Origin of the sequence: Nonomuraea sp. NPDC049419 (assembly GCF_040676995.1) — a bacterium.
GTDB lineage: Bacteria > Actinomycetota > Actinomycetes > Streptosporangiales > Streptosporangiaceae > Nonomuraea > Nonomuraea salmonea.
Genome location: NZ_JBFAQB010000004.1, coordinates 513,861 through 527,940, shown reverse-complemented (window position 1 = coordinate 527,940; position 14,080 = coordinate 513,861). Strand labels below are relative to the sequence as shown.

The 14,080-nt window shown below is 72.8% G+C and carries 10 protein-coding genes; 6 read left to right on the top strand and 4 right to left on the bottom strand.

Annotation, left to right across the window (positions count from 1 at the left end):
- Positions 1–14: 14 nt before the first annotated feature.
- Both AB0K12_RS16470 and AB0K12_RS16465 read left to right on the top strand, forming a co-directional pair.
- Positions 15–2,051 carry a sugar-binding domain-containing protein gene (locus tag AB0K12_RS16470; protein ID WP_364561035.1) on the top strand — a complete coding sequence of 679 codons (2,037 nt, stop codon included), beginning with the start codon at positions 15–17 and terminating at the stop codon, positions 2,049–2,051.
- A gap of 17 nt (positions 2,052–2,068) precedes the next feature.
- On the top strand, positions 2,069–3,697 hold the full coding sequence (locus AB0K12_RS16465; protein WP_364561033.1) for a ricin-type beta-trefoil lectin domain protein: 1,629 nt from the start codon (positions 2,069–2,071) through the stop codon (positions 3,695–3,697).
- Positions 3,698–3,768: 71 nt separating this feature from the next.
- Here the strand turns inward: AB0K12_RS16465 and AB0K12_RS16460 are convergent, their stop codons facing one another.
- The gene (locus AB0K12_RS16460; protein WP_364561030.1) at positions 3,769–4,347 is read right to left on the bottom strand and encodes a TetR/AcrR family transcriptional regulator; all 579 of its coding nucleotides are present in this window, start codon (positions 4,345–4,347) and stop codon (positions 3,769–3,771) included.
- A 151-nt stretch (positions 4,348–4,498) separates the two neighbouring features.
- Here AB0K12_RS16460 and AB0K12_RS16455 point away from each other — a divergent pair, with 151 nt between their 5' ends.
- Positions 4,499–7,642 carry a BTAD domain-containing putative transcriptional regulator gene (locus AB0K12_RS16455; protein ID WP_364561027.1) on the top strand — a complete coding sequence of 1,048 codons (3,144 nt, stop codon included), beginning with the start codon at positions 4,499–4,501 and terminating at the stop codon, positions 7,640–7,642.
- A 66-nt stretch (positions 7,643–7,708) separates the two neighbouring features.
- Positions 7,709–8,866, top strand: a complete 1,158-nt coding sequence (locus tag AB0K12_RS16450; RefSeq protein WP_364561024.1) for an FAD-dependent monooxygenase — start codon at positions 7,709–7,711, stop codon at positions 8,864–8,866.
- Here AB0K12_RS16450 and AB0K12_RS16445 read toward each other — a convergent pair.
- A complete protein-coding gene (locus AB0K12_RS16445; protein WP_364561021.1) occupies positions 8,856–9,674 on the bottom strand; it encodes an SAM-dependent methyltransferase in 819 nt (272 codons plus the stop codon). The two genes, AB0K12_RS16450 and AB0K12_RS16445, sit on opposite strands and share 11 nt — an antisense overlap.
- Before the next feature lie 218 nt (positions 9,675–9,892).
- On the opposite strand from AB0K12_RS16445, the gene AB0K12_RS16440 reads away from it, so the two are divergent.
- Positions 9,893–10,078 (top strand): hypothetical protein, encoded by a 186-nt coding sequence (locus tag AB0K12_RS16440; protein WP_345392058.1) that lies wholly within the window; start codon positions 9,893–9,895, stop codon positions 10,076–10,078.
- A 4-nt stretch (positions 10,079–10,082) separates the two neighbouring features.
- On the opposite strand, the gene AB0K12_RS16435 is transcribed toward AB0K12_RS16440, so the two are convergent.
- Positions 10,083–10,895, bottom strand: coding sequence for an N-acetylmuramoyl-L-alanine amidase (locus AB0K12_RS16435; RefSeq protein WP_364561016.1), 813 nt, complete (start codon positions 10,893–10,895; stop codon positions 10,083–10,085).
- Between the two features lie 100 nt (positions 10,896–10,995).
- Here AB0K12_RS16435 and AB0K12_RS16430 point away from each other — a divergent pair, with 100 nt between their 5' ends.
- Positions 10,996–12,345 carry a N,N-dimethylformamidase beta subunit family domain-containing protein gene (locus tag AB0K12_RS16430; RefSeq protein WP_364561013.1) on the top strand — a complete coding sequence of 450 codons (1,350 nt, stop codon included), beginning with the start codon at positions 10,996–10,998 and terminating at the stop codon, positions 12,343–12,345.
- Here the strand turns inward: AB0K12_RS16430 and AB0K12_RS16425 are convergent.
- Complete coding sequence (locus AB0K12_RS16425; protein ID WP_364561010.1) at positions 12,342–13,946, bottom strand: carbamoyltransferase C-terminal domain-containing protein; 1,605 nt, start codon at positions 13,944–13,946, stop codon at positions 12,342–12,344. The genes AB0K12_RS16430 and AB0K12_RS16425 overlap by 4 nt on opposite strands.
- Between the last annotated feature and the right edge of the window lie 134 nt (positions 13,947–14,080).

Below are 14,080 nucleotides of genomic sequence, written 5' to 3'. Positions count from 1 at the left end.
TGAAACGGAGAACCATGACGCCGCGTGCGGAATATCCCCGCCCCCACTTCGACCGGTCGCACAGCTGGTCGAGCCTCAACGGCGAGTGGGAGTTCCGGGCCGACACCGAGCCGGACTGGAGCGCCACCATCACCGTGCCCTTCGCCTGGGAGACGCCCGCGTCGGGGGTCGAGGCGCACTGGCTGCCCCTCGCCTGGTACCGCCGCCGCTTCACCGTCCCGGCCGAGTGGTCGGGGCAGCGCGTGGTGCTGCACTTCGGCGCGGTGCAGCACGAGGCCACGGTCTGGGTGAACGGCACCGAGGTGGTCAGCCACCGGGGCGGTTACACGCCGTTCGAGGCCGACGTCACCGGCGCTTTGAGCGGTGCCGGCGAGCAGGAGGTCGTGGTCCGGGTCTCCGCGCCGCTCGACAAGCGGGAGATCGCGCACGGCAAGCAGCGCAGCGTCCCGCGCGACGACTTCGACGGCGTCTGCTTCACCCCGTCGTCCGGCATCTGGCAGAGCGTGTGGCTGGAGGCACGGCCCGCGACGTACCTGGCCGGGCTGCGGCTGCGGCCGACCGGGAGTCTCGACGGCATCGCGGTCGTGGCCACCGTGGGAGGGCCGGCGGAGGGGGCCCTGCTGCGGCTGACGCTGCGCGGCACGGACACGAGCGTCGAGGTGCCGGTCTCCGGCGGGCGGGCCGAGGCGGTGCTGCCCGTGGCCGAGCCGCGCCTGTGGTCCCCTGAGGACCCGCACCTCTACCACGTGGACGCCACCCTCACCTCCGCCGCCGGCACCGACACCGTCGCCGCGTACACCGGGCTGCGGCGCATCGAGGTCATCGGCGAGGACCTCTATCTGAACGGCCGCCGCCTGTTCGTGCGCGGGGTGCTCGACCAGGGTTACTGGCCGCGTACGGGGATCACCCCGCCGGACGACGAGGCCCTCCTCCGCGACCTCGAACTGGCCGCCGAGGCGGGCTACAACCTGGTGCGCAAGCACCTCAAGCTGGAGGACCCGCGCTTCGTCCACCACGCCGACCGGCTCGGCATCCTGGTGTGGGCCGAACCGGCCGCGACGGGGACGTTCACCGAGGCGTCCGTGGCGGCGTTCGAGGAGCAGATCGCGCCCATGGTCGAGCGCGACGGCAACTCGCCCGCGATCGTCATCTGGGGCCTCTACAACGAGGAGTGGGGTCTCGACTGGGACATCCCCGGCGACCCGGCCAAGCAGGAGGCGGTGGCGCGGGCGTACGACCTGATCAAGGCCCTCGACCCGAGCCGGCCCGCGGTGGACAACTCCGGCTGGACCCACGTCAGGACCGACCTGCTCGACTGGCACTACTACGACGAGTCGGCCGCCTCCTGGGGCAGGACCGTCGCCGCGCTGCTGGACGGCAAGCAGGACGACTTCCCCGTCAAGCTCGGCCCCGACTACGTCGTGCGCAAGAATCTGGCCGGCGTCCCGGACCAGCCGCTGCGCGGCCTGCCCAACCTCAACAGCGAGTACGGCACCGGCTTCACCTCCGTCGAGCGGGGCTGGCAGCTGCGCTGGCAGACCCAGGAGCTGCGCCGCCACGACCGGGTGGCCGGCTACGTCTACACCGAGCTGTACGACATCGAGCACGAGATGGCCGGCCTGCTCGACTACGAGCGCCGCGCCAAGGACCTCGGCGGGGTGCGGCCGTCCGACGTGAACGCCACGACCACGCTCGTCCTCGACGTCGTCCCCGTCGCGCCGGGCCGCGACCTGCTCAGCGAGTCGGGGCGGGTCAGCGTGCCCGTCCGCGTCTCGCACCACGGCGCCGAGCCGGTCAACGGCCACCTGCACACCGCCTGGACGCCGGTCCTCGGCGCGCCGCCCGCCGGCCCCGGCGCCGAGGGGCCGTGGATCGAGGCCAAGCCGTTCCTGCTCAGCGGCCCCGCCGAGGTCACCGCTGAGCTGCCGGACGGCTGGACCAGCGGGCGGCTGCACCTGGCCCTCGTCAGCGACGGCGTCGTGGTGGCCCGCTCCGCCGTGGACGTCGACACCCACACAGCCCCCGTCATCGGAGACAACCGCCAGTCCTAGCCAAGGAGAGTAAGCACGTGCGGCTGACACCCCCCGCGCGGATCGTGACCGCGTTAGCCCTCATCGCCACCTGCCTCGGAGCACTGGCCGGCCCCGCCTCGGCGGCCCCGGCCGGCCAGGTGCTCTACTCGCCCGACCTGGCCACGTTCCCCCAGGGGGACGCGAGCTACCCGAGGGCGATCAGGCTCGACCACGACGGCTCGCCGAACGAGACCATGCTGGCCACGTTCGCGCGCCGCGGGCACAACGCGCCCGGCTCGTTCCCCATCTACCGCAGCACCGACGGCGGGCGCACCTGGTCCGCCAACCCCATCTCGACCATCACCTCCAACACGCCCGGCTGGGCGCTCGGCGCCCCCGTCCTGTACGAGGTGCCGCGCACGGCCAACGGCCTCAACCAGGGCGACCTGCTGGCCGCCGGCACCGCCTGGATCGAGGGCGACTACCGGGCGCAGAAGGTCGAGGTGTTCAAGAGCACCGACCACGGCGCCTCGTGGACGTACCTGTCGAACTGCACGCAGACCAGCGGCCTGCCGGACACCATCGGGCACGGCATCTGGGAGCCGTGGTTCCTGCTCGCCCCCGACAACACGCTGGCCTGCTTCATCTCCGACGAGCGGCCCGCGGGCACCCCCACGAACAACCAGGTCATCGGTCACTACACCTCGGCCGACGGCGGCCGGACCTGGTCCTCCACGATGACCCAGGACGTCGCCTTCCCGAACGACAACCTGGCCAGGCCGGGCATGTCGATCGTGACGGAGCTGCCGAACGGGACGTACCTGATGGCGTACGAGATGTGCAGGGACGCCACGGACGCCGACCACGCGTGCGAGGTCTACATCAAGACCAGCTCCAACGGCCTCAGCTGGGGCACCGGCGCCGGCACCCTCGTGCGCACCTCGGACCAGCGGGAGCTGCTGCACACCCCGTACGTCGCGTGGATGCCCGGCGGCGGCCCGAACGGCACGCTGCTGATGTCCGGCCAGCGGGTCGTGGCCGGGCCGACCGGCAACAAGACCGTGCTCGGCGAGTCCGGGCAGGTGCTGTTCGCCAACACCAACCTGGGCGCCGGCGCGTGGACGGAGATCGAGGCGCCCGCGATCACCGCGCCCACCGGCGGCTACAACCCGGGCGAGCCGTCCTGCCCCGGCTACAGCTCCCCCATCGTGCCGTCCGCCAACGGCACCGGCTTCCTCTACCTGACCGCCGTCCACGTCACCGGCAACCAGTGCGCGGTCCGCTACGGCCTCGGCACCCTGCCCAGCCCGGCCCGGCAGATCACCGGGCCCGGCGGCAAGTGCCTGGACGTCGACACCAACACCAACGCCAACGGCAACGCCGCCCAGCTCTGGGACTGCGGTGTCGCCACCGGCCAGCGCTGGTCGCCGCACCCGGAGGGCAGCCTGCGGGCGTTCGGCAAGTGCCTGGACGTTGACGCGCAGGGCACCGCCAACCACACCAAGGTGCAGCTGTGGGAGTGCAACGGCAGCGGGGCGCAGAAGTGGGTGCACCGGGCCGACGGCTCCCTGTTCAATCCGCAGTCGGGCCGCTGCCTCGACGCCCCTGAGGGCGCCACCGCGAACGGCACGAAACTGCAGATCTACGACTGCAACGGCCTCTTCCCCCAGCAGTGGACCCTGTAGAAGTGAACGCTGTAGTGACCTGAATGCCGGCGCGCGGGTGCCCATCTGGCGGCCCGCGCGCCGGGCTCCGGTCAGCTGAACGGACGGGCCATCTGGTCGAGGGTCTCGCGGATGACCTCACGCAACGTGCGGGCCTCGCCCTCCTCGGTCCACACATGGGACGCCAGCCGCAACGCCACCAGGAACGCCGCCGCCAGCACCCGCCCTGGCACGTCACCCGGCCGCCCCGCGACGGCCGCGGCGAGGTCGCTCTCCAGACCGGCGTGGTTGGCGAGCTGCCGGGCCAGCAGGGACGGATGCCGCCGGGCGAGGCGGGTGCGCAGCGCCCATTCGCGCTCCGGCTCCCCCACCTCCTCCTGCAGCTCCTCGATCGAGACCCGCAGCGCCTGCCAGGCGGGCATACCGGGCGGCTGGGCGCGGACCCGCTCGACGAGGGCGCCCATGCGCTGCTCCTCGCCGTAGAGCACCGCGTCCTCCTTGCCGGCGAAGTAGTTGGAGAACGTCCGGCGTGAGATGTTGGCCGCGTCGGCGATGGACTCGACCGTGACCGCGTCGAGGCCGTGCTCGACCACCAGCCGCAACGCCGCCTCGTGGACGGCCTGGCGGGTCTCGGCCTTCTTGCGTTCGCGCAGCCCGGGCGTGGGGTCCATGATGGGGCCAGCCTACCGGGGGGCGTGCGAGCCCCCGCTGCGGAGAGGGCTCGCACAAGATCATTCTGCCTCAAAAAGATCTTGACCCGCACACCGCCTCCCCTTTCCTGCGATGCGACCGGCGTCCGGTGCTTGGGGGACAATCGGCAGGGTGCAGTTCCGCGTACTGGGTCCCCTCGACGTACGGACCGCCGCCGGCGAGCCGGTCGCGGTCGGCGGCCCCCGCCCGCGCGCGCTGCTGACCCTGCTGCTCCTCGACGCCGGCCGCCTGGTCACCCTCGAACGCCTCATCGACGGCCAGTACGGCGACCGCCCTCCGTCAGGCGCGGCCAACGCCGTCCAGGCCCAGGTCTCCCGGCTGCGCAGAAACCTGCCAGGGGGCCTGATCGAGTCCCACGGCTCCGGCTACCGGCTCGCCGTGGACCGCGACGACGTGGACGTCCACCGCTTCGACCGCCTGGCCAGCGACGGCCGCGCCCTGCTCTCGGCCGGCCGTCACGCCGCCGCCGCGACCGTCCTCCGCGAGGCCCTGGACCTGTGGCGCGGCCCCGCCTTCGCCGGCATCGCCGACGCCCCCTTCGCCGCGCCCCAGGCGCGGAGACTCGACGACCTGCGCCTGTCGGCGACGGAAGACCTGTACGAAGCCGAACTCTCCCTCCCCGGCACCGCCCCGCCCGTGACGGGCCTGAGCGACCTGCTCTCCGCCAGCCCCCTCCGGGAGCGAACCCGCGCCCTCCTCATGCGCGCACTCCACGCATCCGGCAGGCAGGCAGAGGCCCTGCGGGTCTACGAAGAAGGCCGCCGCCTCCTGGCCGACGAGCTGGGCGCCGACCCCTCGCCGGAGCTGGCGGCCCTCCACCTGGAAATCCTTCGCGGCCACCAGAACCCCACGTCCCTGATGCGCCCCCCGGCCCAACTGACCAGCTTCATCGGCCGCGACGCCGAGCTGGCCCACCTGGCGACCTTGAAGGCCCGCCTGATCACCATCGTCGGCCCCGGCGGCACCGGCAAGACCCGCCTGGCCATCGAACACACCCGCCACGTCACCACCACCGCCTTCGCCGACCTCTCCCTGGTGACCACGGGCGGTGAGCCGGATCCGGGGTCGGCGGTGGCGCGGGTGGTGTGGCAGGCGCTCGGGCTGCGGGAGCCGGCGCTGCGGCCGTCCAACGCCGGTCCCGACCCCGTGCAGCGGCTCGTCGCCGCGCTCGCCGGGCAGGACCTGCTGCTCGTCCTCGACAACTGCGAGCACGTCATCGACGAGGCCGCCACGCTCGTACGCCGCCTGCTCGCCGACTGCCCCGGCCTGCGCGTCCTCGCCACCAGCCGGGAACCGCTCGGCCTGACCGGCGAGCACCTCGTCCCGCTCACCCCGCTGCCCGTCCCGCCACCCGGTGCGGAGCAGGACCCGCTCGCGTACCCGGCGGTCCGGCTGTTCACCGAACGGGCGGCAGCGGTGCGCCCGGGCGCTCTGGACCCGCGGACGCTGGACGTGGTGGCGCGGATCTGCGCCGAGTTGGACGGGTTGCCGCTGGCGATCGAGCTGGCGGCGGCGCGGGTGCGGACGTTCGGGGTGGCGGAGATCGCCGAGCGGCTGGCCGAGCACGGCCGGTTCCGGCTGCTGTCGCGCGGCGACCGTACGGCGGCGGCCCGCCACCGTACGCTCCACGCGGTCGTCGAGTGGAGCTGGAGCCTGCTGGACGCCGACGAACAGGCCCTGGCCAGAAGGATGTCGGTGTTCAGCGGCGGCGCGACCCTGGAGGCCGTCGAACGGGTCTGCTTCCCCGACGGGGCGGACGTGCTGGCCGGCCTGGTGGACAAGTCGCTGGTCGAGACCGACGGCGAGCGCTACCAGATGCTCGACACCATCCGCCTGTTCTGCCTCGAACGCCTGGCCGCGGCCGGTGAGGAGGCGGCGGTACGCCGGGCGCACGCGGCCTGGTTCCTGGAGTTCGCCGGCCGCGCCGACGACCACCTCTACCGCCACGAGCAGCTCGACTGGCTGGCCCGGCTGTCGGCCGACGACGCCAACCTGCGGGCGGCGCTGCGGTGGAGCGCCGAGCACGACCCGGCGACCGGGCTGCGGTTGATGGCGGCGCTGGCCATGTACTGGTGGCTGAGCGGGCGGCGGGGCCAGGCCGCCCCGCACGCCGTACGCCTGCTCGACCGCGTCGGCACGGAGCCGCCGGACGGGCTGGCGGAGGAGTACGTGATGACCGTGCTGCACGCCGTCCCCGACGCGGGGTCACCGCACTGGCGGCGGGCCAGGGAGATCGTCGGGTCGCTGGGACGGCCGATGCGGCACCGGTTCGGCGTGGCCCTCTGGGGCATGATCGCCGGGCCGCCCGGCGAGGACGAGGAGGAACGCGGCCGCCGCGAGACCCTCAGCCACGACCCGTGGAGCCGGGCGCTCGGCGACCTCGGCACCGCCCTGATGAAGGTGCTCAACGGCGCGCCCGCCGAGGCAGAACCCGAGCTGGAGCAGGTGCTCGCCGCCTTCGGCCGGCTCGGCGAGCGGTGGGGCAAGGCGCAGGCGCTCGACTGGCTGGCGGTGATCGCGGGCTGGCGCGGCGACTGGGCGCGGGCCCGGCGGCTGTGGCGGGAGGCGCTCGGGCTGCTGGAGGAGCTGGGCGGGCTGGACGAGCTGGCCGACGTACTGAACCGGCGGGCCGCCGCCCTGTGGCGGGCCGGTGACGTCGCCGCCGCGCGCGCCGACTACGCACGCGCCGGCGAGCTGGAACGGCGGCTCGGCCGCCCCGAGCTGACCGCCTGGGTGCAGCTCCAGCTCGGCGACATCGCCCGCCACGAGGGCGACCTGGCCGAGGCGGAACGGCTCCTGTCGGCGGCGCTGGCCGGCTCCGAGAGCGGCGCCTTCACCTCGGCCGGCACCCGCTCCCACGTCCTCACCGGCCTGGCCCGCCTCGCCGAGGCCCACGGCGACGCCGAACGCGCCACCACCCTCCACGCCGACGCCCTGACCGCCGCCCTCACCTCCCCCATGACCTCCGACTGGGCCGACGCCGCAGAAGCCCTGGCGGGTGGTCTCGTGGGCGGTCTCGTGGGCGGTTCCGTGAGCGGTCTGGTGGGCGAGGAGGCGGCGGGGCGGGCGGCGTTGTTGCTGGGGGTCGCGGTGGCGTTGCGCGGCATGGCGGTGGCGGGCGACCGCGACGTGGCCCGTACCGCGGCGAAGGCCGGCGCGATCCTCGGCGCGGAGGCGTTCGCCGCCGCCTACGCCGAAGGCGCCGCCATGACCAGAGCCGACGCCCTGGCCACGCTCAAGGCGACGGGTCGCTGACACCCCGGAAGCGGGCTGTCAGCGAGTGATCGGCGGGTTGTCAGCAGGAATCGCGAACGTGGGGGCATGCGAAACACCAACGTCCTCATTTCGGGCGCCAGCATCGCCGGACCCGCACTGGCTCACTGGCTCATCCGCTACGGATTCGCGGTCACCGTCGTCGAGCGGGCGCCGTCGCTGCGGCTGGGCGGGCAGGCCGTCGACTTCAAGGGCGCCACCCACCGTACGGTGCTGAGCCGCATGGGCATCCTGGACGACGTGCGCCGGCTCCAGACCGGCGGCAGCGACCAGGAGATCGTGGACGCGGCCGGGCGGAGGCTGGCGGTCATCCCGGGCGAGTTCAGCGGCGGCGACGTCGAGATCACCCGGGGCGACCTGTCGCGCCTGCTGTACGAGCGCACCGCCCCCGCCTGCGAGTACGTCTTCGGCGACTCCATCACCTCGCTCACCGAGACCGGGGACGGCGTGCACGTCACCTTCGAACGCGCGGCGCCGCGCACCTTCGACCTGGTGGTGGGCGCGGACGGGATCCATTCGAACGTGCGCAGGCTGGCGTTCGGGCCCGAGAAGGAGTTCGTGAGGTTCCTCGGCCATTACTACGCGCTGGTGGAGACCGGCCTGGACTTCGGGGAGCCGGCGAAGATGTACAACGAGCCCGGCCGCATGGTGACGGTGGGCGGGCCGAAGGCGCCGGCGTTCTTCGTGTTCGCCTCGGAGGCGCTGGAGTACGACCGCTACGACGTCGACCAGCAGAAGAAGCTGCTCGGCCGGGCCTACGCCGGCATGGGCTGGCGGGTCCCCAAGGTCATGGACGCGGTACGCGACGCGCGCGAGGTCTACTTCGACTCGCTCAGCCAGGTCAGGATCGACCGGTACAGCGAGGGCCGGGTGGTGTTGCTGGGCGACGCGGCGTACGGCAACACTCTGGGCGGTTTCGGCACCGGGCTGGCCGTGGTGGGCGCGTACGTGCTGGCGGGCGAGCTGGCGGCGGCGGGCGGCGACCACCGGGCGGCCTTCGCCGAGTACGAGCGCCAGTTCCGCCCCTACGCCAAGATCGCCAAGAACGGCAACGCGGGCCCGTTCCTCGCCCCGGGAAGCCCGGCCACGATGCGCCTGCGCGACTGGACCTTCAAGTACGGCTTCCTGCTCGGCCTGATGCTCAAGGTGACGGACAAGTTCGCCACCGACATCAAGCTCAGGCCGTACGGGCAGGTCATGCGGTGAGGCGGCCGGCGGCGCCCTCGATGCGGAGCTTGGGCGGAGCGTCCAGCAGGGGGATGCGGCCGTCGTCGGGGCCGAGGTGCCAGTCCTGGACCGGCACGAGCCCGGGCCCGATCAGCTCGAACCCGTCGAACAGCGCCAGCACCTCGTCCCGCGTGCGGAACCTGGGCTGCGCGGGCGAGCCGGCCGTCGCGGCCGCGAGCTGGGCGATGGCCTCGGGGTCGCTCTCGGCCATGGCGTGCGAGATCACCAGGTGGCTGCCCGGCGCCATGCGCTGCCTGAACGCGGCCACGATGCCGGCCGGGTCCTCCTCGTCCATGATGAAGTGCAGCACGCCGACCATCAGCACGCACACCGGCTCGCCGAAGTCGATCAGCTCGACGACGTCGCGGTGGCCGAGGATGTCGGCGGGCCTGCGCAGGTCGGCGTGCACGCCGGCGACGGTCGGCGAGTCGGTGAGCATCACCTGGGCGTGCATGTAGACGACGGGGTCGTTGTCGACGTAGATCGCCCGGACGTCCGGGCGCGCCTTGCGGGCGACCTCGTGGACGTTGGGATAGGTCGGGATGCCGGTGCCGAGGTCGATGTACTGGCGGATGCCCTGCTCGCTCAGATGCCCGACCACCTCGACCTGGAACTGCCGGTTGGCGCGGGCGACCAGGCGGCTGTCGGGGGCGACGGCGAGGAGTCGTTCGGCCACCTCGCGGTCCACGCCCAGATTGTCCTTGCCGCCGAGCAGGTAGTCGTAGACCCGCGCTGAGCTGGGGACATAAGGGTCGATGCCGGGTGGTACCCGTTCGAGCTCGGTCACAGGGCCGTCTCCTTCACCGGGGGGCAGCTTGGCCGTCATATTACTCGCCGGTTGGCTTTCACACCCGGCATGTGTGGACGCCGGTGGTGAAGGTACTGTCCTCCGCGTACGTAATTACCGCCGCCTGACCGATGCGCTCGGGGCACAAGCCTGTGCATCCTGGTGGGGACGGGTCCGGCGCGAGGGCTCGTTCCGGACCCGAGAGGAGTCGCGAGGGCATGGACAACGCGGCAGGCCGCCCTACCGTGATCTTGGACAACGGTGTCGTCGGCAGGGTGGTGCTGGCTCATCCGTCCCAGCGCGACCTCGTGCTCGTGCTCGGCATGGACGGCACCCTGCTGAGCTGCCGGCTCGACGACATCGCCTGCGTGGTGGGCGGTGACCCGCTGTGCCGTGACGGCTGACCGGTCAGGCCAGAAAACGTTTGATGCCGGCGGCCAGCGAGGTCGCCATGCGCTCGCGGAAGGCGGGGTCGGTCATCTTGGCCGCGTCGCCCTTGTTGCGCATGTTGCCGCACTCGATGAACACCGCCGGCCGCTTCGACAGGTTGAGCCCGCCGAGGTCGGTGCGGGTCTGCAGGCCCCTGCGGGCGGTGTAGTTCGCGTACGGCATGCCGGTGCCCTCGCGGAAGGCGTCGCGCACGTCGATGCCGAGCCGGCGCGACGGTTTGACCACGGCGTCGTTGTGGCCCCTGAGCAGGCCCGGCATGATCACGTGGAAACCGTGCCCGCTGGGCGCGGCGCCGTCGCCGTGGATGGACAGCACCGCGTCGGCCCTGGCCTCGTTGCCGATGGCGGCCCGCTCGGTGATGCAGGGGCCGACGCCCTTGTCGTTGGGCCGGGTGAGCACGACCTTGGCGCCCATGCGCTGCAGGATCGGCCTGAGCCTGGTGGCGACGTCCCAGGTGAAGGCGTGTTCGGGGAAGCCGGAGGCGGTCTGGGTGCCGGTGGTGTTGCAGGGCTTGCGCCCGGTGATGACGTCGACCTGGCGGTTGATCTCCTTGGGGTGGGAGGCGTTGCCGCCGTTGTGCCCCGGATCGATCACCACGATCTTCCCCGCCAGCGGGCCCGAGGCCGGCTCATCGGTGAGCTCAGTGGTGGGCGACGCGACCGGTACGGCCTCGCGTACGGCGGGCGCCGCGCCTTCGGCGCATCCGGCGGCCAGGCCGGTCAGCGCGATCAGCAGCTTGATCGACCGGGCCGCGGTCAGGTGGGCGCGCATGGCAACGACCGTACCCGGCACTGCCGGAGAAACCCACGACCCGCCCTGACCTGGCCTTTCGTGTCGTGACGTGGCCGCGGAACGATGGGAGACTGGCGAGATGATCAGGGGGTACGCGGAGCAGCCGAGCCCGTACGCGGGCGGCCACATGACGCTGCGGGTCTCGACGGACGCGCCCAGGTTCCGGGTGGAGTTCCACCGGTACGAGACCGGCATGACGCTGACCGGCAAGACGCCGTGGCTGCCCGGCGAGCACGCGCCGCCGCACCTGCCCGCGCACGACTGGGGCCGGCCGGGCACGGGGCTGCGCGGCGAGCCGCTGCGGCCCTGGGCGGTCTATCCGGTGCGGGCGCCGGCCGAGCCAGGCGTCTATGTGGCGGTGCTGGTGGAGGGCGACGAGAGCGGCTCCGACCGTACCGACCCTGATCGGACGACCCCCGACGGGCGGGAGGCCAGGGCGTTGTTCGTGGTCAGGCCCGTGCGCCCGGCGGCGCGGATCCTCTACAAGCTGCCGCTGTTCACCTACCACGCCTACAACCTGATCGACGGGCGGCCGTACGATCCTGACCGGCTGACCGGCCACTGGTGCCTCTACACCATGCCCGGCCAGGTCCCCGCGCCCGGAGTGTCGCTGCATCGGCCGGGCGGCGGCACCGGGGGCACGCCGTGGGACGTCCACAACTTCGACCCTTACGACCCGACGCCGCGCCAGACGTTCGTGCACTGGGACGCCAGGTTCATCGGCTGGGCCGCGCGCCGGGGGTACGCGGTGGACTACTGCACCGACCTCGACCTGCACCGGGAGGGGGCGGCGCTGCTGGAGCCGTACCGGCTGATGGTGAGCGCGGGGCACGACGAGTACTGGAGCGACGCCATGCGCGCCGCCGTCGCCGAGCACGTCGCGGCCGGGCGGAACGCGGCCTTCTTCGGCGGCAACACCTGCTGGTGGCGGGTCGTCTTCCACGACCCGCTCACCTTCTCCCGCGTCGGCGTCTGGCACGAGGAGGGGCCGCCGGAGAACGAGCTGATCGGCGTCAGCTTCCGCAACGGCGGCGAGCGCGACCGCGACGACCACCCTGAGCCGGTCGGCTACCGGGTGCAGCACGCGGATCACTGGGTCTACGAAGGCACCGGGCTGCGTGACGGCGACGTGTTCGGCCTGGCGGAGAACCTCGTGGGCTACGAGTGCGACGGCGCCGACTTCGACCGGGCGGCGGCGCCGCCGTACGCGCCGACGGGCGCCGACGGCACGCCCGCCGGGTTCACCATCCTCGCGGTGGGCGACGCCAGGGCGAGCGGGTGGGGCTTCGGCAACGGCGCCGCCACGATGGGCCTCTATGAGGCCGGCGGCACCGTGTTCAACGCCGCCACCACCGACTGGCCGCGCGGCCTGGCCACCTGCCCGGCGGTCGAGCGCATCACGGCCAACGTGCTCGACCGCCTCTCCTAGGCGCCGGGCAGCCGCGGCTCCTCGTGCTTGCGGATGAGGTACGGCGGCAGCGCCAGGGCGTGCATGCCGGTCGTGCGCAGGGTCTCGATCGAGTGCTCCGGCGTCTCGGTCAGCGGCTCGCCCGGGCCGTTGAGCGAGGTGTTGATCAGCACAGGGACGCCGGTGAGCGCGTGCCACCTGGTCAGCAGGGCGTGCAGGAAGGGCGTGGTGGAGCGTTCCACGGTCTGCAGGCGGGCGGTGCCGTCCACGTGGGTGATGCCGGGCAGCCTGTCGCGGTAGGCGGGGCGGACGGCGGCGGCGTACTGCATGAACGGGGCAGGGCGGTCCACCTCGAAGACGCGTCCTGCGTGCTCGGCGAGCACCAGCGGCGCCAGCGGGCGGAACCACTCGCGGCCCTTGACCTCGAAGTTGATGTAGTCCTGCATGTCGGGGCTGCGCGGGTCGCCGAGGATGCTGCGGTTGCCGAGCGCCCGCGGGCCGGACTCGCCGCGGCCCTGGTGCAGGCCCACCACGCGGCCGCTCGCCAGCAGCCCGGCCAGCTCGCCGGCCAGGTCGTCGGGCCGCTCGGCGTACAGTCCCGCGGGCAGGCCGCGCACGGCCGCCTCGATCGCGCTCTCGTCCGGGTCGGGGCCGAGGAAGTCGTCCGTCCACCGCCACCGGCTCTCGACGCCCAGGCAGGCGATCAGCCCGTAGAGCGCGCAGCCGATCGCCGTGCCGCCGTCGTGCGGGCTGGGCGGGATGAACAGCTCGCGGAACGGCGACTCGCGGATGAGCCGGCCGTTGGCCGAGCAGTTGAGCGCGGTGCCGCCGGCGAAGGCGAGCGCGTCGAGGCCGGTCCTGTCGTGCAGCCAGGCGACGACCCGGGTCAGCGCCCGCTCGAAGGCGCGCTGGCCGGCGGCGGCCAGGTTCGCGGCGCGGCGGAACTCCTCGCCGCCCGGCTCATAAAGGTAGGCGTCGCGGTCGGCGAAGAGCTCCAGCCAGGCGGGCGGGATGTGCACCTCGTGGCCGCGTACGTCGAGGTCGGGCAGGCCGAGCGCATCGGGGTCGCCGAACGGGGCCAGCCCCATGACCTTGCCCTCGTTGCCCTCGCCCTCGGGCCACAGCATCTTGGTCAGCAGCGCGTAGAAGCAGCCGAGCCCGGCGGGCCGCGCCCAGTCGCCGTCCCAGAGCTGCTTGGCCAGGCACTCGATGCGGCCGCCACGTGAGCACCGGTAGAAGGAGGCGACCTCCAGCAGGTCGCCGCTGGTGTCCCGCGGCAGCTCGACCTGCTCGGTGAAGTCCCTGACGTGGCTGCCCTGCGCGTCGATCACCAGCCCGGCCGCCTCGTCGAACGGCGAGGGGTAGAACGCGCTGTAGAGGTGGCTGAGGTGGTGGGAGACCAGGACGATCTGCGCGTTCTCCTTGAGCCCGAGCGTCTCGCGCACCTCCTCCTGGTACGCGCCCGAGTGCTCGATCTCGGTGTCCGACGAGTACCCCTCGACGACGAGGTCGATCGGCTCCTTGAGGAGCGGCATGGCGGGCAGGTAGCGGTCGGGCAGGTCGCCGAGGCGGCCCCAGTGGTGCTTTCTTCGGCTGATCCGCTCCTTCTGCAGGCTGTACATGCCCGACTCGCCCACGGCGACGGCAATGGAACCATCCTGGGTGCGATTTATACCGACAACAATGGGAAAGTCCGCCATGTTGCTGCCTCCTGATCGTGATCACGGGCACCGATACCCCAGGCCAGAACAAGTGG

What these genes read in the sequence shown, in the direction of transcription:
- AB0K12_RS16470 (WP_364561035.1), top strand. Translation starts at nt 15, where the DNA reads ATGACGCCGCGTGCGGAATATCCCCGCCCCCACTTCGACCGGTCGCAC.
- AB0K12_RS16460 (WP_364561030.1), bottom strand. Translation starts at nt 4,347, where the DNA reads ATGGACCCCACGCCCGGGCTGCGCGAACGCAAGAAGGCCGAGACCCGC.
- AB0K12_RS16450 (WP_364561024.1), top strand. Translation starts at nt 7,709, where the DNA reads ATGCGAAACACCAACGTCCTCATTTCGGGCGCCAGCATCGCCGGACCC.
- AB0K12_RS16440 (WP_345392058.1), top strand. Translation starts at nt 9,893, where the DNA reads ATGGACAACGCGGCAGGCCGCCCTACCGTGATCTTGGACAACGGTGTC.
- AB0K12_RS16435 (WP_364561016.1), bottom strand. Translation starts at nt 10,895, where the DNA reads ATGCGCGCCCACCTGACCGCGGCCCGGTCGATCAAGCTGCTGATCGCG.
- AB0K12_RS16430 (WP_364561013.1), top strand. Translation starts at nt 10,996, where the DNA reads ATGATCAGGGGGTACGCGGAGCAGCCGAGCCCGTACGCGGGCGGCCAC.
- AB0K12_RS16425 (WP_364561010.1), bottom strand. Translation starts at nt 13,946, where the DNA reads ATGTACAGCCTGCAGAAGGAGCGGATCAGCCGAAGAAAGCACCACTGG.